Consider the following 21,292-nt stretch of genomic DNA (forward strand, 5'->3'; position numbering starts at 1 on the left):
CTCCCTCCGCCCTTACGCTGGACCGATGCGCACGGTGACGGGGCTGAGGGAGGTGGCGGAGCGGGCCGGGGTGTCCATGCGGACCGTCTCCAACGTGGTGCGGGGCACCGGGCGCTTCTCGGAGGCGACGCGGCAGCGCGTGGAGCGGGCGGTGGAGGAGCTGGGCTACCGTCCCAACTCGGCGGCCCGCAGGCTCCGTACGGGCCGCAGCGGGGTGCTGCTGCTTGCCGTGCCCGAACTGACCATGCCGTACTGGGCGGAGCTCGCCGAACACGTGCTGCGGGAGGCGGCGGCCCGTGACTGCACGCTCCTGGTGGAGGTGACGGGCGGCCGCCCCGAGGCCGAGCTGGAGATAGCGCTCGGCCACACGGACCCGATGGTCGACGGCATCATCCTCAGCCCGCTCGCCCTCGACGACCGCGCCGCCGCCCGCGCCCCGCTGGTCCTCCTGGGCGAACGCGTCCACGACCTGCCCTGTCCCCACGTCACCGTCGACAACACGGCGGCGGCCCGCGAGGCGACGGAGCATCTGCTCGCGCGGGGCCACCGGAGGGACGGGGTGGTAGGACGCCGACTGGGGCGGACACGCGGGGTGGGCGTCGGACCTTGCCGACAATCCGGGACGCGTGATCGGATGGGAACAGCATCGCGTGCCGGTGACGGACAGCGTCAGGCATGGAGGTGCGGAACCGAAAGGGACTGCCACTCGTGGCCTCCCCCAACAGCGGCCGTACGGCTGCTCTCAGCCTGCAACTCTCCCGAGCCCACCAGGAACTGCGTCGTCGGCTGGACGACCTCAGGACGGGACTCGGACGTCGTCAGTTGCGCGACGACACACTTGCCGCACACTGCCTGGCCTTCTGCGACGCGTTGACCACGCACCATGAGGGCGAGGACGACGGGATGTTCGCCCAACTGCTCCGCGAACGACCGGATCTCGCCGACACCGTCACCAAGCTCGAGCAGGACCACGGACTGATCGCCTCGATCCTGACCCAGGTGCGCCAACTCGCCGACCGCGCCCTCGAAGCGCGTGGCCCGGATCTGGAAACGATCGGTCGTGAGCTCGACGGACTCGCGGCCATCATGGAAAGCCACTTCAGGTACGAGGAGCGGTCGATCGGCGAGGCGTTGGATGCCGAGGGCGACGACACCGAGTGGGCCGACACCGTCCTCCGGTTCGGCGAGCAGGTGAGGCCGGGCCTCTGAGAGGATCCGGCCTCACCTCGTCGTCACGCGCCGGCGAGCAGTACCTCCAGGGCCTCGGCCGCGGCCGGGTGCCTGGCTGTCAGGGCTGCTCCCGGCGCACCGGCGTGGTCGGCCGTCGCCCACCCCTCGTCGCACCGCAGCAACCCCGCCACCGCATCGCACGTCGCCGGGTGCGCGGCCAGCGGGGCCGCGCCCGCGCCGCCAGCAGGCAGGGCTGAGGTGCCGTCCTGCTGCCAGCCGTCCTTGCAGCCCAGCAGCCCCGCCACCGCGTCGCACGCCGCCGGGTGGGCGGCGAGCAGGACGGCGCCGTGGGGTGCCGGGGCGGCTGTGGCTGTGCGCCGGGTGCGGGAGGCCGCGAACGGGTCCTCCAGTTGCGGCTGCCGCCACGGCGGAACCCACGTGTCCAGCGCCGGAAGCCGGCCGGGGAAGATGCGGCCCGCCTCGCGTATCAGCAGCGGCGCCAGGTCTGCCGCGCCCTTGCGCAGGGTGGTGATCAGCAGCGGCAGCCACGGCAGCAGCACCGTGTCCGGCAGGCGGCCGAACGCGTTCGACACCGCCTCCACCACCACGTCCGCCAGCCCCGGCACCGGCTCCAGCGCGTGTACGAAGCCGTTGAGGTAGCGCGGGTAGGAGGGCACCACCAGCGGGTTGTCCAGCAGCGCGTCGCTCCGCGCGCGCAGTTCGGCGCGCGTCAACGTGCCGAGCTGCACCTGCGCCGCCCACAGCAGGGCCTTCTTCGACGGGTCCTCCGGGTGCGACTGGGCGACCGCCAGCTCAAGCTGCGTACGGTCGCAGCCCAGGGACAGCGCCAGGCTCTCCATGCTGAACAGGAAGCCCAGCATCGCCGCGACCTGCCCCACCGTCGCGTCCTCGTCACGGAACGCCGTCGGCAGCAGCGTGCAGTAGTGCGCGTATCCCGTCTTCACGAACGACTGGATCCACCCCGGGAGTTCGGGTCGGCTCGTGCGGTAGTACGCCAGCAGCGTCCGCGCCCGGCGCAGGACCTCCGGCGCCCCGTCGACCGTGCGTTCCGCGGACAGCACCTTCAGCGCGTGCGTGCCCAGCTCGTCCGCCAGACGCCCGCTGCGCAGGTACAGCAGACTGTCCTCGACGGCCGCCAGCACGCCCGCCGTGGTCGCCCGCGACCCGTACGCCTCCCGCCGCAGTCGCTGCTCCAGCACCTGTTCGATGCTGACGCCCTCGTAGCCGAGCTCGATGAGCGCACGCTGATGGGTGCCGAGGGCCAGGTCCCAGGACTCCTGGATCGACCGCTCACCGAGCCGCCGCTCACCCATGATCGGGCGCGCCGCGGCCGCCGGCATCAGCCGCCGAAGCATCCACAGCACGTCCGAGCACGCCTCCAGCCCCGGCCGCCCGGCCATGTCCAGCAACGCTCGCTGCACACCGCGCTGCTGCAGCTTCAGCCCCAGCGGCTCCAGCCGGTCGTACACGTCCCGGGCGAGCGGCGGCAGCGCCTCGTAGCCCACCTGGCCGATCCGGTCGCCGCCCATCATGATCTCGACGAGCCGCCGCACGTCCCGCCGCCCGGGCACCCGGTCCTTCTCGATGCAGGTGACCGCCGCGTCCTGGAAGTCGTACGGCGTCGGCCTGGCCCGGTCCCGCATCCCCGCGAGCAGGATCGACGTCTCGAAGACGGCGATGGCGTCCGCGGTGGAGGCCAGATAGCCGTTGCGGCGAGCCGCCCGCACGATGTCCACGGACCAGCCGAGCAGCTCCGCCTCGTCCAGACCGTCCAGCACGGGCGGCTGCTGGAGGAACCCGGACAGGCGGTCCGCCGCCGGCGCCGGTACGGCCGGTGCGGCGGCCGGCAGCGCCTTCTTCGCGCGGGAACGCGCCCCCGCCTGGCCCTCCAGGCGGTACGGCTGGACCCGTGTCCGCTTCAGGCTCTTCTGCCACTGCGTCGCCGCGATCGACACCGAGCCGGGCGCCAAACCGAACTGTGCCTCGATCGCCGCGTGGCTCGACGGGATCAGCCCGTACTGCCAGGTGGTCGCCGTGCGCGGCGAGATGGTGAACGAGTCCGAGCGCCCGGCCACGCCGAACTCCTCCACCCGGCTCGCCGCGTGAAAGGCCCCGCACACGTACAGACACTCCTCCGGGTCCGTGCCCGTCGCCGCCATGTGCTCGCGCATCCGCGTCCACATGTAGCGCTCGCGGTCCTCGTCGACCCGGACCCGGTCGCCGTCGCCCGGTGCGAGCCGCCGGAACAGGCTGCCGATGAGGAACATCACCTGGCGGTAGGTGTCGTGGTCGCTGTCCCCGAGCGGCACCTCGACGTACTGGTGCCACCACTCCGACCAGTGCCGCACCTTCCCGTGGCGCAGCAGATGCTCCTCCAGCTCGGCGAAGCGCGGGCGCAGGTCCCCGATCTCCACGCCGACCGCCTCGCCGTGCAGCGCCGCCTCCTCGGACTTCGGCTCCTCCTCGGCCTCGGTCGAAGTGCCCTCCGCACGGGGGCTGTTGTCCCACTGGAAGACGTGGTCGGAGGAACGGTCGACCAGCACCAGTTCCACGCCTGGTGTGTCCAGGGCGTAGGCGATCGCCTGGTACTCGGCGGACGCCTCCGTGATCGGCGCGACCACCGACAGCGGCGCCCACTCCTGCGGGAACCCGTCGATGTCACCGGCGAACGCCTGCACCGCCACGGGCAGCCGGCAGTTGCGCAGCTCGGTCAACAGCGGCGCCATGTCCTCGCACAGCTCCAGGTAGACCACCTTGGGCTGCTTCTCCCGCAGGCGGCGGGCCATGGCCAGGGCGGAGGCGGGGGAGTGGTGACAAACCGGGAAGATCTCCAGCGGCTCCCGCACCGCCCGGTCGACGTCGTCGACCATGCCCAGGAGAATGCCCTCCAGTGCGTCGGGTCCGCCCGCGAACTCGGTCGCCGCCTCCTGCAGTTGCGTACGCAGCGCGGTGAACACACCGCCCGCCTGGGGCCCGCTCACGACAGGGTGGCGATCGCGTCGCGGCCGCCCTCGAGGAACTCGGGCCAGGCCCCGCCCTCTTCCTTGCTGCGCGGCTCGACGACCCCGTGCAGGTACTTGTTGAGTATGGCCAGGTCCTCCGGCTCCCGTCGGGTCAGCGAGCCGACCAGCGAGGACGCCAGCGTGCGGGCGGTCAGCGCGCGCTCACCGAAGAAGTTGCTGTGCAGCACCGCGTCCTCGAGGACGCCGATCTGCTCGGCCGTCGACAGCGCGGACTCCAGCTTCTCGTCGTCGCTGCCGGCCGCCGCGGCGGAGGCGCGCAGATCGGCGAAGCTCTGCAGCAGCACGTCGAGCAGTGTGGGCGGCACGTCCAGGTCGATCGAGTGCCGGCGCAGCAGCTCCTCGGTGCGGAAGCGGACGATCTCCGCCTCGCTCTTCTTGTTCGTCACCACCGGGATGCGGACGAAGTTGAAGCGGCGCTTCAGCGCGGACGACAGGTCGTTGACGCCCCGGTCGCGGCTGTTGGCGGTGGCGATGACGGAGAAGCCCGGCTTGGCGAACACGATGTTGTCGTCGCCGCTCCCGCTCTCCAGCTCGGGCACGGAGATGTACTTCTCCGACAGGATCGAGATCAGCGCGTCCTGCACGTCGCTCGTGGAGCGGGTCAGCTCCTCGAAGCGGCCGATGGCACCGGTCTCCATCGCGGTCATGATCGGCGAGGGGATCATCGACTCCCGCGACTGGCCCTTGGCGATCACCATCGACACGTTCCACGAGTACTTGATGTGGTCCTCGGTGGTGCCGGCCGTGCCCTGGACGACCAGGGTGGAGTTACGGCAGATCGCCGCCGACAGCAGCTCGGCCAGCCAGCTCTTGCCCGTGCCGGGGTCGCCGATGAGCAGCAGGCCACGGTCGGAGGCGAGAGTGACGATCGACCGCTCCACGAAGCTGCGGTCGCCGAACCACTTCTGCGAGATCTCACGGTCCAGTCCGTCGGCCCGCTCGGACCCGAGGATGAACAGCCGCACCATCTTCGGCGACAGGCGCCACGAGAACGGCTTGGGGTTGTCGTCGATCGACTCCAGCCAGTCGAGCTCCTCGGCGTACTTGATCTCGGCGGGGGCACGCAGCAGTTCGGACATGAGAAACGAGCCTTTCGAAGAATGAAGTGGGTCGCGTGATCGCGAAGTCGGGAGATCGGTGAGCCGCTGAGTGGGTCGGCCGACACTCACGTCAGGAACGTCCTGAGCTCGTGCACGAGCTTCTTGATGTGGCCGGATATCACCGGCGTGCCCAGGTCCTTGAACTTCTCCCGGAACCAGGGGTTGACGCTGCCGCGGCCGGAGCTGGTCACCGAGCCGACCGGGATGAACTTCGCCCCGGAACGGTGGATGGCGGCCATGCTTTCGAACAGCTCGTCGGTGCGCCATTCGTAGAAGTCGGAGATCCACACCACCACGGTGTTGCGCGGCTCAGCGATCTTGGGCTGGGCGAGGGCCATGGCGACCGTGCCGTCCGTGCCGCCGCCGAGCTGGGTCCGCAGCAGCGTCTCGAACGGGTCGTGCGCCCACGGCGTCAGGTCCAGCGCCTGCGTGTCGTACGCGATCAGATGCACGTCCACCTTGGGCAGGCCGGCGAAGATCGACGCCAGGATCGTGCAGTTGACCATCGAGTCGACCATGGACCCCGACTGGTCCACCACGACGATCAGCCGCTGCGGCGTCGTCTTGCGGCTGGTGTGCCGGTAGTAGAGGCGGTCGACGTAGAGCCGCTCCTCCTCCGGGTCCCAGTTGGTGAGGTTCTTCCAGATGGTGCGGTCCAGGTCGAGGTTGCGGAAGACACGCTTGGGCGGCACGGACCGGTCCAGCTCGCCGACGGACGCTTTCTCCACCTGCGTGCGCAGCACCTCGGTGACCTCGTCGACGTAGCGCCGGATCAGCGCCTTGGCGTTGGCGAGGGCCACCCCGGAGAGGTTGTTCTTGTCGCGCAGCAGCTGCTCGATCAGCGACATGCTGGGCGTCAGCCGCGAGGCGAGCGCCGGGTCGGCCAGCACCTCCCGCAGACGCATCCGCCGCACCAGACCGGCCTCGATCGAGCCCAACTCCGGGCCGATCTCGGGAATCAGCCTGCTCAGGTCGGGCGCGGGCGTGCCGACACCGGTGCCGGTCGGGCCGACGCCTCCGCCGGCACCCGCCCGGCCGGTGCCGCCCCGCCCGCCGCGCAGGTCACCGGGCCGGCAGCCCAGGGCCCGCTCCAGCCAGCCGGCGTCGGACTGCCAGCGGGCGAGCTGCTCGGCGGTGACCGTGCCGTTGCCGGTCGAGAAGACGCTGAGCAGCACCTTCGACGCCAGCGCCGCCCGCCGCACCTCGGCGGCCCGGTCCCGCTCGCCGTCGGCTTCCGGCTCTGGCGTCATCAGTCCGCCGAACTCGGCGGCCAACTCGGGATGCCGCTGCACCACCGAGTCGACGGACGCGGACGGGTCGAGCAGCGCCACCGGCAGCCCGATGTCCTCGACCACGGCGACACTCGCCGACTCCAACGACGCCTGCTCCTCAGAGTCGAAGAGACGGGCCAGCAGCCGCCAGTACAGGACCTGCCGCCGGTTCTCGTCGGAGTCCGGGGCGGGCGTCCCGTCCTCGGTGCCTCCCTCGACGACGCTCACCTCGCTCATTTCCTCAGCAGCCTTCCCGCGCGCTCACGCAGCACAGTGACGGCGTCGGTGGCGGCCTTCTCCGCCCGCACGCCCGCCTTGTCGGCCGTACCGCCCGCCCAGGCCCCCGCGTGCACGGCGACGGCCTTCTTCCGCACCGTCCGCTCCACGGCCAGCGGCTGGAGCCGGAACTCCCCGGCGTCCCACCGCAGCAGACCAAGACACGCGGAGGACGAAGCGACGGCTTCCGCGGTCAGCGGCCCGGCGGCGGGCACCCGGCCTGCGGCGACGACCAGACGCTCCCCGGCGACCCGGAACGCGACCTCTTCACCCTCGTCCTCCACGGCGTACCCCTCGAGCAGTACGGGCACGGCGATCCGCGCCGGATGCCGGTCCACCGGCATCACAGGGGCGGCGGCAGCGGTCGGCAGCGCCACCCGCGCGGTGGTGAAGGGCTCCGCGGGTTCGCCGAGCGTGGCGCGGGCGTCGTCCCAGAGCAGGTCCCCTTCGGCGGTGACCGGCATGGCGTCCAGCTCCATGGCACGCCCCTCGCTCACGGCGGCCAGCAGCGACATGCGCGGCCGCAGCAGCTGCCACAGCCCCGCGCCGACGACCGTGTCCGGCTTGGGCGCGGACACACTGGCCCGCACCAGACGGGGCGTCCCTCCGTCCGCCGGTTCGAACACCGCGTGCACCTGCGCCTGCACCGCCGTGGCGTGCTCGTGCAGATCGACGCCGAGCGGCAGCAGACGGCCGGTCGCCTCTCCGACGGCGGCCGTCCGGTCCGCGCCGGGCAGCGTCAGCAGCATCGCCCGCGACCAGAGGTCGGCCCACCGCCGCACCGGGATTCGCTCCAGCATGGCGCCGGGGCAGGACGCGGCGAGCTCCGCGGCGAACCCGTCGAGCAGTGTGGCGAGCCGCCGCAGCCCCGGCTCGGGCAGCATCGCGGTCACGACAGGAGCCGCACCGGCGACCAGCTCGTGATCGATGCCCTGCCAGCCGGTCCGCGCCAGGTCGCACAGCCAGCCACGCGCCGCCACCAGCAGGTTCACCGGATGCTCGACACCCGCGGCCTCGACGCCCGCGGCCTCGGCGCGAGGCCGCCCGACCACCTCCTCGACCCGCGCGACGAGCGCGTCGTGCACGGACCCCAGCAGCGCGGTGCGCGCGGCGGCCAGCGCCATGTAGTGGTCCTCGTCCGCGGCCCCCGCCGCGGCCTTCTCCGCGGCCTCGGCTACCCGCGCGGCCAGCGGCGACCCGGCGACGGCGTCCGCAAGCCCGGCCAGTCCGACCGCCTGCGCCGGCTGCGGACGCAGCAGCCCGCCCACGAGCACCCCGTCGAACCCGTCCACGGCGGCCAGCGCCTCGTCCAGTCCCTCGACGGCGTCGGTCAGCAGATCCGCACGCATCACGCCACCGCCCCGGTCGTCGGGAACCAGTGCATCTCCGGCACCGGCGCGGTCGTCGGCGTGAACTCCAGGTAGGCCAGATGGCGCAGGAACCGGCTGAACACCTGGGCCGCGGCCGACCTGTCGCCCTGAGCGGGACGGGTCGACGTCATGGCCGAGGTCAGGCCCTGTGTGTCCGCCTGTTCACCGGGCACGTCCACCTTCAGGTAGCGGGCGACGCGCTCCGCGCCGTACTGCAGCACGGCCTCGCCGATCAGCGCTCGTATGTGGTTGCAGAACCCGCCGCGCGCCCCGCCGCACGGCCGGTTGTTGTTCGTGCTGCACGAGAACGCGTACGTCCCCGCCTCCACCGACGACACGTACACCCGACCGATGTCGGAGCCGCTGGACACCACACCCTGCAACCGCCCGCCCGCCAGCTCCACGAACGGCACCTTGGCGAGCTTCCGCGGCCGCGCGGACGGCACCACCCGCACCGTGCTCGACCTCTCCCAGACCGACAACGCGCACCTCATCCCATGCACACGAAAGGGGATGTCCTCGCCGGACCGGCGGGACGCGAAAAAATCTATCCGCGGCCACTGACAACGGCTCAGGGCTGTGGACAACCCCGGACGCGCGGCCATCGCCGTCACCCCATGGTGTGACGCGGCACCCACCGAACCGGGCCGCTCGCACCTTTCAGCCCCGCGAGTGGCCACCGCATCTCTCGACTGCCGGACCGTCACGCCTTCTTGACGCACGTTCCCACAGGTCGATACTTGTCCAGCGTGCGTTAAGTGACTGTTCGTGACGCCGTCAGCACAAGGCGAGAAAGTGACGCATGTTCCCAACCGGGGCTTCGCTCCACGAGTGACGCGGGCAGGCTCGACGCGCGAGAGGGCGGTCAACGATGAAGAAGAGAAGACTCGGCGGGGCTGCCGTGGCCCTCGGTGTCGTCCTGGCGGTGACCGGCCTCCCGGCCCGGGCGTCCGCCAGCCCCACCGCCGACACCCGCACCGCCGACACCCGCACCGCCGACACCCGCGCGGCCCTCCCGCTGGGCCCGGCCGGTCTCGCCGAAACCCGCACCACACAGACCCTGCAGCCCGGTCTCACCCTCACCCGCATCGTGCGCGGCGCCGTGGACCCGGCACACCACTGGACGGTCGAGGCGACCATCCCCGGCGGCGACACCTCACCCGACCCCGACGCACCCCCGACCACCCTCAAGGACAAGGCGAGCGCAGAGGAACTCGCCGCCGACCTGCGAGCCGACGGCTTCGACGCACGGGCCGAACAGGTGACGACACCGAGCACGACGGACTACGCGGGCGGAACGCTCGGCTGGCGTGTCCGCATCGGCAGCTACACCTCCCAGTCCGCCGCGGCGACGGAACGCATCCGCATCATCAACGCCGGTTACAGCGGCTCCGTCACCTACACCGGCTGGGACGGCGCGACCACCGACCGCGGCCCCTGGCGCATCGACGTCCTCACCGTCGACCCCCGCACCTTCCGCGGCACCCTGGACGCCGCCTTCGGCCCCGACATCGAGAACCGCGAGACCGTCAGCACCCTCGCCACCGACTCCGGCGCCGTCGCCGCGGTCAACGCGGGCTTCTTCGTCCTGGACCCCCGCTCCGGCGCGCCCGGCGACCCGGCGGGCATCGGCGTGTACGACGGACGCCTGCTGAGCGAACCGGTCAGCGGACGCCCCGGCCTCGTCGTCCGCGACGGCGGCCGCAGCGCCGAGATCACCCGCCTCACCTGGGAGGGACGGGTCGCCGCGCGCGGTACCACCCTGCCCCTTAACGGCGTCAACCGCGTACCGGGCCTGATCCGCAACTGCGGCGGCAGCGAGGACGACAGCCCCACCTCGCTGCCCCTGCACGACGTGACGTGCACCAACCCCGACCAACTCGTCGCGTTCACCCAGGAGTACGGCGCGAACACCCCGCAGGGCGAGGGCGTGGAAGCCGTCCTGGACAGCCGGGGCCGCGTGCTGGAGCTGCGCTCCGTCCGCGGCGGCCCCCTCCCGTCCGGCGGCAGCTCGATCCAGGCGACCGGACGGCACGTGGACGCACTGACGGCGCTGGCCCGCCCCGGCGAGCGCCTGCGCGTCGAGACGACCCTCCGCGACGAACAGGACCGCCGCGTGACGCCGTCACCGGGGACGGACATCGTCAACGCGGGCCCCGAACTGGTCCGGGACGGACGCCTCCACGTCACCCCCGCCACCGACGGGATGGTGCACCAGGGCGACCCCAGCTGGTACTACGGCTGGGTCCACAAGCGCAATCCCCGCACCCTCGCCGGCACCGACGCGGCCGGCCGCACCGTCCTGGTCACGGCCGACGGCCGCAGCACGGCCTCCCTCGGGCTGAGCATCACCGAAAGCGCGAAGGTGGCCCGCTCCCTCGGCCTGCGGGACGCCGTCAACCTCGACGGGGGCGGTTCGACGACCATGGTGGCGAATGGCCAGGTGATCAACGACCCGTCGGACGCGGCAGGCGAACGGCCGGTCGGAGACGCGCTGTTGATTCTGCCGCGCAGGAGCTGACGAGCGGCATCGGACGGACGGTCGGCCCCGGCTCATTCGCGAGTGGCCACGCGGGCGAGCCGGGCTCCGGTGCGGGCCGGACCACCGGTCGACCTGACGCGCCACAAACTACCCCGCCACAGGAGGGCATGGCCGCAGCTGAGCGGGGGATTGTTCCCGCGGGCCATGTACAGGCCGACCGCGGTCTGTCGCCGATCGCCTCATGTGGTGGATGCTTCCCCAGGGCACATCACCTCCTCGCCTCGTACGACCCCACCGCAGTGACGAACAGCACCGCAGGGAGCCGCCGTGACCGCCGCCGTCACCTTCCGAGGCCGTGTACGTCTCGTCCTCGCCGTCCTGATCCTCGCCCTCGTACCGACCACACCGACGCTCGTCGCCCCGACCCCCGCAGACGCCGCCGACACCCGCTCCGCGCAGGGTGAGGCGGGGAGACGCGGCGCCGAGGTCGTAGGGGTCACGCAGGTCGCGGAGCGCCAGGTGGACCTGTCGGTCCGCTCGACGGCGCTGGGCGGCCGCACCGTCAAGGTCCGCCTGCTGACCCCGGACGGCTGGATCCCGTCCGACCGACGCCAACACTGGCCTACCTTCTGGCTGTTGCACGGCTGCTGCGGCGACTACACGTCCTGGACCGCGATGACCGACGTCGCGGAGACCGACAGCCTGCGGAACGTGCTCGTGGTCATGCCCGAGGCAGGCTGGAACGGCTGGTACAGCGACTGGTGGAACTACGGCGAGGGCGGTGACCCCGCCTGGGAGACCTTCCACACGGTCGAACTGCGCCACCTCCTCGAACGTGACTGGGGCGCCAGTCCCAACCGTGTGGTCGCCGGGCTGTCGATGGGCGGCCAGGGCGCCCTGCTGTACGCCGCCCGGCACCCCGGCATGTTCAAGGCGACCGCCGCGTACTCGGGTTCCGCGCACCCGCTCCTCAACGACGAGTCGGTCAACCGCATCCTCGGCCTGTTCGCAGGCCAGGGCAACGATCCCCTCCGGCAGTGGGGCGACCCGGTGGCCCAGCGCCGCATCTGGCAGGCCCACGACCCCTTCCACCTGGCGAAGCGCCTCAAGTCGCTGCCCGTCTACCTGTCCTGCGGTGACGGAACGACGGGCCCGCTGGACACACCGGGCGCGTCGAGCGCTCTCGAGGCGGACTTCAACCGTCAGAACCAGGCCCTCGCGGCGGAGTTGAAGCGCGTGGGCGCCAAGCACCTCACCACCAACTTCTACGGCGCCGGCACGCACACGTGGCGCTACTGGGAACGCGAACTGCACGCCTCACTGCCGATGCTGCTGGACGCGTTGGGTATGAAGAGCTGACCGACCACGGAGGAGCGCTATGCGCGCTCACGCAAATAGGCGTCCAGCGCGGCGGCCCCGCGCAGCATCGCCCGCCCGCGGTCGGACAGCCGGCCACGCCAGTCACGTAGAGCACCCTCAAGGGGCTCGACGCCGCCGGCTGTCCGCACCTGGGTGATCAGCGGGGCGATCTGCTCGAGCAGGTAACCGCCACGCCTGAGCTGATGCACCAGGTGCGCGTCCCGTACGTCGGCCGGGTCGTACACCCGGTAGCCGGTCACCGGGTCGCGTCGCGGACGGACGAGTCCGGCGTCCTCCCACTTCCGCAACGTCGCCGGGCGGACGCCCAACTCCTGTGCCAGCGGCCCGATGAACGTTCGCCGGAAGGAAGCCGAGTCGGCGGCGGAGTCGGCGGTGAGCCCGCGCAGGGCGCCCTCCACGGCTCGCAGTGTGCGCCGGTCGTTCAGCAGCCGGACGTGACTCTCGTCGATGAGCTGGAAGGCCTCGTCGACGGCGTCACGGTTCACGGCCTGCATGACCGCCGTCGCCGTCGCATGCCCGTGCCCCGGCACGAGGGCGAGGAACGCGGCCAGCGCCCGCTCGTGCAGAGGGGTGTACACGCGATAGCCGGAGGACGTTCGGCCCGCTGTCGGCAGGATGCCGGCCTCTTCGTAGTTCCTCACCGCCTGGGTGGACAGACCGTGCCGACGTGCGAGGTCGACCGGCCTCAGCTTCCCACTCGTTTGAAGGTTCTGACCCACGTACCGGACCATACAGCGGCCAAACCCTCCATCGTAATTTCAACGATACCGTTGAGGGCATGGAAACCGGCATCAAGGACTTCGCCCGCCCTGTCGAAGCGTCGGCCGTCATGGAACTGCTGCCGACCCGCCCCCGCGTCCTCGCCCTCGGCGAACCCACGCACGGCGAGGACGCTCTCCTCGACCTGCGTAACCGCCTCTTCCGGCAACTGGTGGAAGAGCAGGGCTATCGGACGATCGCGCTGGAGACTGACTGCCTGAGGGCACTCACCGTGGACGCGTACGTCACCTCGGGTGAGGGGGCACCCGACGACGTGACGGAACGCTGCTTCAGCCACGACTGGGGCGGCTCGCGCGCGAACCGGGAACTGGTCGGCTGGATGCGGGACTTCAATGCGAACCGTCCTACGCACGACCACGTCAGGTTCGCGGGAATGGACGGCCCGCTGGAGATCACAGGCGCCGAGAGCCCGCGCCAGGCTCTCACCGCACTGCACGACTACCTGACGACCCACGTCGACGCGGAGCTGCTGCCCTGCACGGCCGACAGGCTCGACGACCTGCTCGGCCCCGACGCGCCCTGGACCGATCAGGCAGCCATGATGGACCCGTCCCAGTCAATCGGCCGCACACCGGAAGCACGTGAACTGCGCCTGGTCGCGGACGACATGGTGACCCTGCTGGAGACGCAGGCACCGCACCTCGCAGCGGTCTCCTCACCGGACGACCGCGACCGAGCACACTTGTACGGCCGCACCGCCGTCGGCCTGCTGCGCTACCACTCCTGGATGGCGGACACGTCACCGTCCCGCATGGCCCGACTGCTCGCCACCCGTGACGAGATGATGGCCGGCAACCTCCTCGCCCTCGCCGCCCGAGGCCCGGTGCTGGTCCACGCCCACAACAGCCACCTGCAGCGGGACAAGAGCGCGATGAGCATGTGGGGCCACCCGAAGGTGGAGTGGTGGAGCGCCGGAGCGTTGGTGAGCAGGCGGCTGGGGGACCGGTACGCGCACCTGGCGACCGCCCTCGGCACGATGAAGCACCAGGGCGTGGACGCCCCGCCCCCGAATACGGTGGAGGGCATCCTGCACGCGCTGCCCGAGCCGCAGTATGTGATCGACGCGGCTCAACTCGACATCACAGTGCGGCACATGGCCGCTGTCCCCCGAGTGTCCCCGTACTTCGGCTATGCCCCGCTGGACCCGTCCCAACTGCCCCACATCGACGGGGTCGTCTACGTGAGCGACGTCCCCCACGGCTAGAGTCGGCGCGACGGCGCGTACGACGGTTTCGCCCGTCCCGGAGGGGAGGCGACGCAACCGTTGCTCGCACTATTGGGATTCGCGCTGTTCCTGGTCTGTGCCATCGCGGTACTCATCTCCGCGGCACGGGCCGCCGCGATGGCGCTCCCCGGCCGGCTTCAGCCTTGGCCGACCACCTGCTGCGCCGGACGGCGGCAACGCTCGGCTGGGTCGCGGGCGCTGTGTACGCCTTGGGCCTGGCCGGTGTCGCGTGGTCGGAGGCGGAGGTCGGCGACGGCGCCAACTCGACCCCTGCCCCGGCCTGCCGCGAGGGCTTCGCCCCGGAGACGATCGAGGGCCTGACCCACCACCGCGCCTCCTACCTCCCCCTCCGCTTCGACTGTGTACGGGAGGACGGAAGCGTCTACGTCAGCGATCCGGACCTGGTGTGGATGAACTGGACGTGGGCCGCACTCGCCCTGACCGCGGCACTGCTCTTCCTCGGCATGCACTATCGGACGGAGCTGCGGGGCCGGAGGACGGCGGTGCGCTGAAGGCGCGGCTGTACCTTCCCGTCACCGCCCCGCCGAGCTGCCTCCGCGGCTCAGGCCCGTAGGGTCTCGTCGCTGAACTCCAGGATCTCGTCGAGACTCATGCCGCGCCGCTCACCTTCCGCTCCGGACAGCACCCACTCCCCGTCCCAGGCGACCCGCCACACCTCGCCGATCCGGTTCTCCCACTCGGCGAATCCGCCGGGAGCTCCCTGCAACTGCGGGATCTCGCGGCGCAACATTTGGGGGTAGGCCAGCGCCCGCCCGGGGTTGGTGCTGCCGCCGCCCGTGCGCGGGTTGTCGAAGCGCATCTTCAGGAACGGCACCGCTTCCCGGCCGATCTCGGCAGGGCTCAGCATCTTCTGGTAGCGGGCCTGTGCCTCCTCCAGGGACTCCCGCCCGGACACCTCCGTGTCGAAGGCGGGGAAGACGATGTACGTGACGGCGGTGAGGTCAGGGTTCCGCGTCCTGTGGTGGCCGTGGACCTCAGGCGCCGTGGCTGCCACCGCGTCGAAGTCGTAGCCAGCCGCTGAGAAGCCGCCTACCGCCGCGATGGGGCGGCCTTCCACGACCAGCCGCTCCTCGTGGTGTCGCGCGAAAGCGAGTACAGCGCGCGCGAGGTCCTCGTCATGCCTGCCGCGCTGGTTCGTCTGCAGCAGCCAGCTCCCGTCCGCCGTCACCGCGCCCGCGAAGTGCAGAACCGGGCCGACGGACCATGTACACGCCCGGTCGAGGCCGGCGAGCGGGGCGGCGTTCGGCATGTCCGCGAGTGCGGTGAGTACGTTCATGTTTCCTGCTACGGGCGAGTGCATCCGATGGTGGGCGTGACCTTATCCCGAGCCCCCGCCCGGTCCCCGGTCCGGTGGGGACCGGCCCCGCAGGCCCGGCCCCCACCATCACCGCTCACAGCACCTCAGCTGTACGGAATCACCACTACAGACCTGTCCGTCCCCGTCTGCAGCTTCGACGCCCCGTTGCCGATCGCGCTCCACACCTCCAGGCGCACCGTGCCGCCCCTGAGGTCGCTCAGGCTGCCCGTCGCGGACTTGAGACCGCGGGCCTGGGTGTACTCCTCCCAGCCCGTCACCGGGTCGGTCGCGAAGTAGTGGTACGTCTCCGTGCGGTCGAACGTGCCGTCGCCCGTGAAGTCGTAGCTCACCCGCGCCTGCTGGCCCAGGCCGACCGTCGTGCCCGCGTCGACCTGGAAGCGGAAGGAGGTCTGGCCGCCCGAGGTCAGGGTGCCGTTGACGCCGCGCACCTCGTAGACGAGGGGCTGGTACGGCGTGCCGTCGTGGTTGGCGCCGCCCGCCGACGGAATGGTGTCGCTGCCCGCCGTGCCGCCGGTCGCCGTGGTGAGGACGCCGCCGGTGCGCAGCTGGAAGGTGTTGCCGGTCGGCGGCTCGGGCTCCGGGTCCGGGTCCGTGGAGCCGGTGCCCGAACTCGTCGCCGTCGAACGGGCGGGCACGGAGAGCGTCTTGCCGTCGGAGAAGGTCACCGTGCGGGCCGTGGAGCCGTGGTTGTGGGCCACGTACGTCCGCGTCGTGCCCTTGGTGAACACCGCCGACGTCGGGATGTCACCCGTCACCGTGGCGTCCGGGGCGCCGACCGAGGCCAGCGTGTTGATCCAGTGGTAGGTGTGCGCCTTCGACTCACCCTCCTCTGGGGTGTAACCGCCGTTGCCCGCGTCCCACTTGGCCTTCGCGGAGGCCGGGTCGGCGAACGACTCGAACTCCCAGAGCAGGTCGCGCCATTCGACGGCCGGGCCGCCGTTCTCCCGTTCCATCTCGGCGAGGTTGCGCCGGATCGCCGCCTTCTCACCGCCCAGGTGGAGTGAACCACCGGTCACCGGCAGCACGTTGATGCCGTGGATCTCCTCAGGGTTCGCCGTCCACCACGTGGAGTACGCGGCGCCGCTGCCCCACACCATGCCGGCCGTGTCGTGGCCGAAGGACGACGGGAAGACCTGCTCGTCCGCGTCGAACCAGTACTGGGCGATCGACTCCGACTCCGTGGTCAGCAGGAAGGCGCCCAGGTCGCGCAGCGAGGCGTCACCGGTCGCCGAGCCCCACAGGACGAGAGCCGCGCTGAGGTTGGTCGACTCGGAGGACGACTCCTGGTTGTTGCCGGCGGCGAAGCCCTGGTGGCCGGAGGCCCAGCTGTGGCCGGCGTAGACGTCGAAGCCGCGCAGGAAGGGGAACGCGGAGTCGGTGCGGCTCGGGTTCGCGGTGTCCCGCACGAGCGTCTTGACCATGCCTCCCCAGGCCGAGTCCGCGGCCCACGACGGGTCGTACTGCGCGATGATCGCCGCCGCGTAGACGTAGTAACCGTAGTGGAAGTGGTGGTCGTTCAGCTCGGTGTCACTGCCGTACGAGGCGGGGTAGCCGGTGAGCGTCTTCCAGGCCTGGTCGTAGCTGAACTCGTTCGCGCCACCGGCCGTGAACCAGTCCTGCAGCCTGCCCTTCATCAGGTTCAGCATCCGGTCGCGGGTGCCGGTCTCGCCGATCTGGTCGGCCACGGGCACCAGCTGGGCGAGGCGGCCGAGCGCCTTGCCGGTCCAGTAGGTGTCGGCCGCGCCGGAGAAGGGGTCGGAGGCGTTCACCACGTCGTTCAGGTAGCCGCGCAGCCGGGCCGCGTCCACGCCGTCCGACTTGGGCAGCGCGGGCAGGACCGCCGCCGACTTCTGGGTGGTCGTGAACGACGCCGACTCGCGCACCTTCATCGTGCCGCGCGGCGAGACGTACGTGTACGAGGTCAGCGCGTCCGTGGTGTGCAGCCACTGGTGGCGGTACAGGGCCTGGAGCGTGCCGCGCTCGCTGCCCTCCTTCGCCTCGGTGGTGAGCGTGTACGTGGCCCTGACGGTGCCACCGCTGTAACTCCAGGTCACCTTGGAGTCGGTGACGAAGCTGAACGCGTACTTCTTGAACGTCGCCAGCGCGTCGGTGGACGGAAGCACGGCGACGGAGAAGTAGTCCTTGCCGCCGAGGCCCGCGGTGACGGTGGAGCCGGAGACGTTCCAGTCGCTGCCGGTCGGGGCGAAGAGGGCGTAGTGGTGTCCGGCGACGGTGATGCCGAGGACGTTGCCCTGGTCGGCGAAGACGGAGGGCGTGCCCGCGGTGGTGATCTGTGCGTTGCCGCCCGAGCCCTTGGCGTATACGAACGGCGAGCCGTGTCCGATGGTGGTGCGCAGGGTCCGGGTTCCGTCGGACCAGTAGGGGGTGACCGTCCAGTCGGACCAGTCGTCGGCCTTGGTGTCGGGGGAGTTGAGGCCAGTCAGTCCGATGGTGAGGTCGCGCTTGTGGGCGAACTCGTACTGGCGGCCGTCACCGGTGATCACGGGGGTCGTCGGGTACCCGACGTCGAGGCCGCCGGCGGTTGCCTGGTAGGTGAGGGGGTGCCCGTACATGGGGGTCGAGTACGGGTTGTCGCCGTAGCGCTGGAAGGCGAGCGAGGACCACCAGTCGTTGGTGGGCACGGGACGGTTCCGGGCGGCGGAGGTCACCTTGGGCGTGACCGGCGTGCCCGTGTTGGTCGTGGGGCCGGAGGTTCCGGCCGGCCGGGTGTCGGAGTAACTGCCCGCGCCTACGGGGACGGTGGCGGCCGCCGCAGGGGCGGCCGCCGGGCCCAGGCCGACGACGGCGAGGGCCGACGCCAGCAGCAGAACGGTTGCCGGTCTGGTGCGTGGGGATGGCATGAGTCACCTCAAGTTGTGACTGGGGGAGTCTCTGAGAGCGCTCTCAGATGGCCGGAACGTAAAGCCGGTGTAATTCACGTGTCAATAGTTTGAACATAGCGAGCCTGTCGGGGACTTGGGAGTCGTCAGGTCTTCGAGGCGTCCGAGGGGAGCCGTCCGGGCCTCAGGGCTGGTGCGGACGGCGCGAAGAGTGCGCACAGGGTTCACACACGTGGGGAGGTGCGGGGGAGTCGTGTCGTCCCGTCGACCGGCCTGTGGCACGGTGAAGGCGGAGCAGGCATATGAGGGGATCGGGATGACGCGCAGGCGGGTCTGGGCAGTGGTCGTGGCGGCGTTCGTGGCGGGCGGCGCCCTGGCGTTCGCCGTCGTGTCCGTCCAGGACGACGGGACGCCACCCGTGACGGCCGGGCCGGCGCACCCGTCGGCGTCACGGGTGCCGGAGACCCGGACGGAACTGATCGAGGCATGGGTGACGGAACTCCGGCGGACCGGACGGGAGTTGCCGGACGACTGGGAGACGCTGACCACCGGGGAGATCCGGGCCCGTTATCTGCACCAGCGGCTCGTGAACGCACCGAGCGCCGACGAGCTCGACCCCGGTATCAACGGCTTCGCCGACGAGTGAGCGGCACGTGACGGATGACCCCGGCCGGGCTGTGAACCGGGCCGGGGCCATTGCCGCTGTGGTGCCGCGGGTGGATCAGTTCGCGTCGTTGATGGCGTTGATCACCGCGACGGCCTGGTCACCGTGGTCGGACGAGTACAGGTGATCGTTGATCCGCTGACCCTGGTCGTCGTTCTCGACGTGTGAGTTCGCGCCGACGATCTGCCCTTCCGGAGTCGCCATGGGTCCTCCGCTCGCGCCCGCGCCCATGTCGCAGTTCATCTCGAGTCGGTTGTCGAGCGGGTTCCAGTTCCCGGCGTCCACCACGTCCCCGGTGCAGTAGAACTGCGTGAAGCCGTCCATGTCGGTGCGGTTGTAGCCCTCACCGGGATAGCCCGAGTCGATGATGTCCGGCCAGTCCGAGCCGGCGCCGAAGTGGTAACCGAGCGCTCCCACGGTGTCGGTGAGATTGATGTATCCGTCCGGGGCCTCGACGGTGAAGGCGGCCAGGTCGCCCTCGTAGTAGTCCTGGTCCTGCGTCCAGGCTTCCGGAGCCACGAACGACTGGGCGACCCACTCGCCCCAGGGTGCGTCGTAGTCGCCGGGTGTTTCGAGGCTCTCCCGGAAGCCCGGGATGAAGACGACCAGGTCGTAGAAGCCGTCGGATCCGCTGCCGTCGCCGGGGTGCACGCAGTGACCGGCCGTCCATACGGTGTTCTTGCCGTCGGCGACGATCGAGGCGCCTGTGCAGCCGTGCTCCTCACCCGCGGCGTCGACGTAGAGGATCTTGCCGACCACGGTCGCGGGCGGGACCTGTGGGAACGGCACCTTCTCCGCGACGGGCATCTCAGGGACCTCGGCCGCAGCGGTCGCCGTCGACGCGCTCCCCTTCGGCGTCGGCAGGATCGGAGGGGCCTCCGCGGTCAGGTGGGGAGCGCTGCGGCGGACCCTGTCCCGTGCCTCGGCGGGAGACGCGTCCGCGGCGTCACGGGCGATGCGGGCCTGGTCCCTCTTCTCGTTGGCCAGGGCACGAGCGATGCTCGCGGGTGTCCAGAAGTCGCGGACCTTCCGCGGGTCGGTGGTCTGTTCGCCGTGCGTCACATCCGGAGATCCGGATGCGGGAGCGTCGGACGCCGACGCCGACGCCGGGGTGAGGGTGGCGGGAATCAGCGCCACGGTGAGCAGAAGAGTGGTGGCAACGCTGCGTGTGCGGCGTATGTGCACTTCGTCGGTACCTTTCGGTTGACGGTTCGTCACTTTCTGTCGCCTCGGAAGTGAACCACGGCCACCGGTGTGGTCCTGTGAACCTCCGGTGCCCATTCGGTAGTTGGTGCCACCGGGGTGACACGCCGGCAATCGGTCGATCCGTGTGTCGTAGTGCCGAAGACTTCGGCGGCCGACTCCGACCACATGCGGTGTCGGGCGATGGCGGCCCCGATGCGGCCACCGTCACCCGAGCCGGCGGGGCGCCGTCAGCAGTCCGGAATGACCGCCCCGCCGTTGTCCCGCGCCTCGTCGTTCCCCCACCGCGACAGGTAGTACGCCGACACGTACGCCCCGCGCCCGTTCTTGCCCGCGTAGGTCACGTCGAGGTCCGTCTTCAGCCACCAGTGGTTGTAGGTGCCGTTCGCGCCGCGGATCTCCTGGCCCCACACCTTGCAGTACACGTAGTTGGTGCCCGCGTTGAGGATGCCCTGCGCGTCGTTGGTGTTCGGCTGGGCGTAGCCCGTGGCGTCGGCGAAGGTGTCCACCCAGTAACGGCCGCCTCCGCCGCACCCGTTGTCGCTGCTCAGGTGGTAACTGCCGTACGAACCGGGGTAGGCGAGGGCGGTGCCGTTGATGGTGATCCGCTGGCCGACGCCGTTGAGGAGCTGTTCGTAGTGGATGTGGGCGCCGGAGCTGTTGCCGGTGCTTCCCGTCGTGCCGATCTGCTGTCCCTGGCCGACATGGGCGCCGTTGGCGACGGAGAAGGCGCTGAGGTGGAAGTAGTAGGTCTTCCAGCCGCTGCCGTGGTCGATCACGATGTAGTTGCCGGCGCCGTTGGCCTCGTAATGCCGGGTGGCCGTCCCGGCCGCCGACGCGAGGACGGGCGCGCCGCTCGTGGCGCCGCCGTCGCTGCGGACGAAGTCGAGCGCCTGACGGACCTCGGCCGAGTGGTGGCTGTACGTCCACTTCTGACCGCAGGCGAAGGGCGCCTTGAACACGGGCGCCGCCTGCGCGGGCGCCGCGACGAGCAGGCTGCCGACCAGGGCGACGAGGCCGACCAGGGCGATGCGTATCGAGCGCAAGGCTGTCTCCGAACTGCGACGGGCGGCGTCGCACGGCGATGTCAGCGGACAGGGGCGGCGACCAGGATGCCGTAATTGAAGCGTTCACGACAGGCCGCCCGC

At 71.0% G+C, this 21,292-nt stretch carries 17 protein-coding genes; 7 read left to right on the plus strand and 10 right to left on the minus strand.

The features are described 5' to 3' along the window. Positions 1 to 25: 25 nt before the first annotated feature. Positions 26 to 874, plus strand: a complete 849-nt coding sequence (locus tag AY578_RS28200; protein WP_258906012.1) for a LacI family DNA-binding transcriptional regulator — start codon at positions 26 to 28, stop codon at positions 872 to 874. Continuing rightward, positions 787 to 1,209 (plus strand): hemerythrin domain-containing protein, encoded by a 423-nt coding sequence (locus AY578_RS28205; RefSeq protein ID WP_258907531.1) that lies wholly within the window; start codon positions 787 to 789, stop codon positions 1,207 to 1,209. Before AY578_RS28200 ends, AY578_RS28205 begins: the two co-directional genes overlap by 88 nt. 23 nt (positions 1,210 to 1,232) lie before the next feature. Here the strand turns inward: AY578_RS28205 and AY578_RS28210 are convergent, their stop codons facing one another. From AY578_RS28210 to AY578_RS28230, 5 genes are all read right to left on the minus strand, one after another. Next, the gene (locus AY578_RS28210) at positions 1,233 to 4,172 is read right to left on the minus strand and encodes a DUF5682 family protein (RefSeq protein WP_020699953.1); all 2,940 of its coding nucleotides are present in this window, start codon (positions 4,170 to 4,172) and stop codon (positions 1,233 to 1,235) included. After that, positions 4,169 to 5,293: an ATP-binding protein gene (locus AY578_RS28215; RefSeq protein WP_136239324.1), complete on the minus strand. Its 1,125-nt coding sequence runs from the start codon at positions 5,291 to 5,293 to the stop codon at positions 4,169 to 4,171. The genes AY578_RS28210 and AY578_RS28215 overlap by 4 nt, the downstream gene beginning before the upstream one ends. A gap of 86 nt (positions 5,294 to 5,379) precedes the next feature. Beyond that, complete coding sequence (locus AY578_RS28220) at positions 5,380 to 6,822, minus strand: vWA domain-containing protein (RefSeq protein ID WP_258906016.1); 1,443 nt, start codon at positions 6,820 to 6,822, stop codon at positions 5,380 to 5,382. Continuing rightward, on the minus strand, positions 6,819 to 8,210 hold the full coding sequence (locus AY578_RS28225; protein WP_020699951.1) for a hypothetical protein: 1,392 nt from the start codon (positions 8,208 to 8,210) through the stop codon (positions 6,819 to 6,821). Before AY578_RS28225 ends, AY578_RS28220 begins: the two co-directional genes overlap by 4 nt. Beyond that, positions 8,210 to 8,725: a hypothetical protein gene (locus AY578_RS28230; RefSeq protein WP_199781990.1), complete on the minus strand. Its 516-nt coding sequence runs from the start codon at positions 8,723 to 8,725 to the stop codon at positions 8,210 to 8,212. The genes AY578_RS28225 and AY578_RS28230 overlap by 1 nt, the downstream gene beginning before the upstream one ends. Positions 8,726 to 9,102: 377 nt before the next feature. Here AY578_RS28230 and AY578_RS28235 point away from each other — a divergent pair, with 377 nt between their 5' ends. Together AY578_RS28235 and AY578_RS28240 are read left to right on the plus strand one after the other, a co-directional pair. Next, positions 9,103 to 10,752 carry a phosphodiester glycosidase family protein gene (locus AY578_RS28235; RefSeq protein ID WP_161232500.1) on the plus strand — a complete coding sequence of 550 codons (1,650 nt, stop codon included), beginning with the start codon at positions 9,103 to 9,105 and terminating at the stop codon, positions 10,750 to 10,752. Positions 10,753 to 11,040: 288 nt separating this feature from the next. After that, a complete protein-coding gene (locus AY578_RS28240) occupies positions 11,041 to 12,072 on the plus strand; it encodes an alpha/beta hydrolase (protein ID WP_019521661.1) in 1,032 nt (343 codons plus the stop codon). A gap of 17 nt (positions 12,073 to 12,089) precedes the next feature. Here the strand turns inward: AY578_RS28240 and AY578_RS28245 are convergent, their stop codons facing one another. Continuing rightward, a complete protein-coding gene (locus tag AY578_RS28245) occupies positions 12,090 to 12,812 on the minus strand; it encodes a TioE family transcriptional regulator (protein ID WP_026243330.1) in 723 nt (240 codons plus the stop codon). Between the two features lie 59 nt (positions 12,813 to 12,871). On the opposite strand from AY578_RS28245, the gene AY578_RS28250 reads away from it, so the two are divergent. Both AY578_RS28250 and AY578_RS28255 read left to right on the plus strand, forming a co-directional pair. After that, a complete protein-coding gene (locus AY578_RS28250) occupies positions 12,872 to 14,077 on the plus strand; it encodes an erythromycin esterase family protein (protein ID WP_161107290.1) in 1,206 nt (401 codons plus the stop codon). Between the two features lie 164 nt (positions 14,078 to 14,241). After that, positions 14,242 to 14,610: a hypothetical protein gene (locus AY578_RS28255; RefSeq protein ID WP_258906018.1), complete on the plus strand. Its 369-nt coding sequence runs from the start codon at positions 14,242 to 14,244 to the stop codon at positions 14,608 to 14,610. A gap of 50 nt (positions 14,611 to 14,660) precedes the next feature. Here the strand turns inward: AY578_RS28255 and AY578_RS28260 are convergent, their stop codons facing one another. Both AY578_RS28260 and AY578_RS28265 read right to left on the minus strand, forming a co-directional pair. Further along, positions 14,661 to 15,395 (minus strand): hypothetical protein, encoded by a 735-nt coding sequence (locus tag AY578_RS28260; RefSeq protein ID WP_136239329.1) that lies wholly within the window; start codon positions 15,393 to 15,395, stop codon positions 14,661 to 14,663. Between the two features lie 125 nt (positions 15,396 to 15,520). Continuing rightward, positions 15,521 to 18,298 carry a glycosyl hydrolase gene (locus AY578_RS28265; RefSeq protein WP_258906019.1) on the minus strand — a complete coding sequence of 926 codons (2,778 nt, stop codon included), beginning with the start codon at positions 18,296 to 18,298 and terminating at the stop codon, positions 15,521 to 15,523. A 295-nt stretch (positions 18,299 to 18,593) separates the two neighbouring features. On the opposite strand from AY578_RS28265, the gene AY578_RS28270 reads away from it, so the two are divergent. Beyond that, positions 18,594 to 18,923 carry a hypothetical protein gene (locus AY578_RS28270; RefSeq protein WP_161107292.1) on the plus strand — a complete coding sequence of 110 codons (330 nt, stop codon included), beginning with the start codon at positions 18,594 to 18,596 and terminating at the stop codon, positions 18,921 to 18,923. A 75-nt stretch (positions 18,924 to 18,998) separates the two neighbouring features. Here the strand turns inward: AY578_RS28270 and AY578_RS28275 are convergent, their stop codons facing one another. Continuing rightward, the gene (locus AY578_RS28275; protein WP_258906020.1) at positions 18,999 to 20,078 is read right to left on the minus strand and encodes a trypsin-like serine peptidase; all 1,080 of its coding nucleotides are present in this window, start codon (positions 20,076 to 20,078) and stop codon (positions 18,999 to 19,001) included. Between the two features lie 296 nt (positions 20,079 to 20,374). Continuing rightward, on the minus strand, positions 20,375 to 21,190 hold the full coding sequence (locus AY578_RS28280) for a M23 family metallopeptidase (RefSeq protein ID WP_161107294.1): 816 nt from the start codon (positions 21,188 to 21,190) through the stop codon (positions 20,375 to 20,377). Between the last annotated feature and the right edge of the window lie 102 nt (positions 21,191 to 21,292).

The sequence above is a fragment of the Streptomyces thermocarboxydus genome (assembly GCF_024760485.1).
GTDB lineage: Bacteria > Actinomycetota > Actinomycetes > Streptomycetales > Streptomycetaceae > Streptomyces > Streptomyces cellulosae.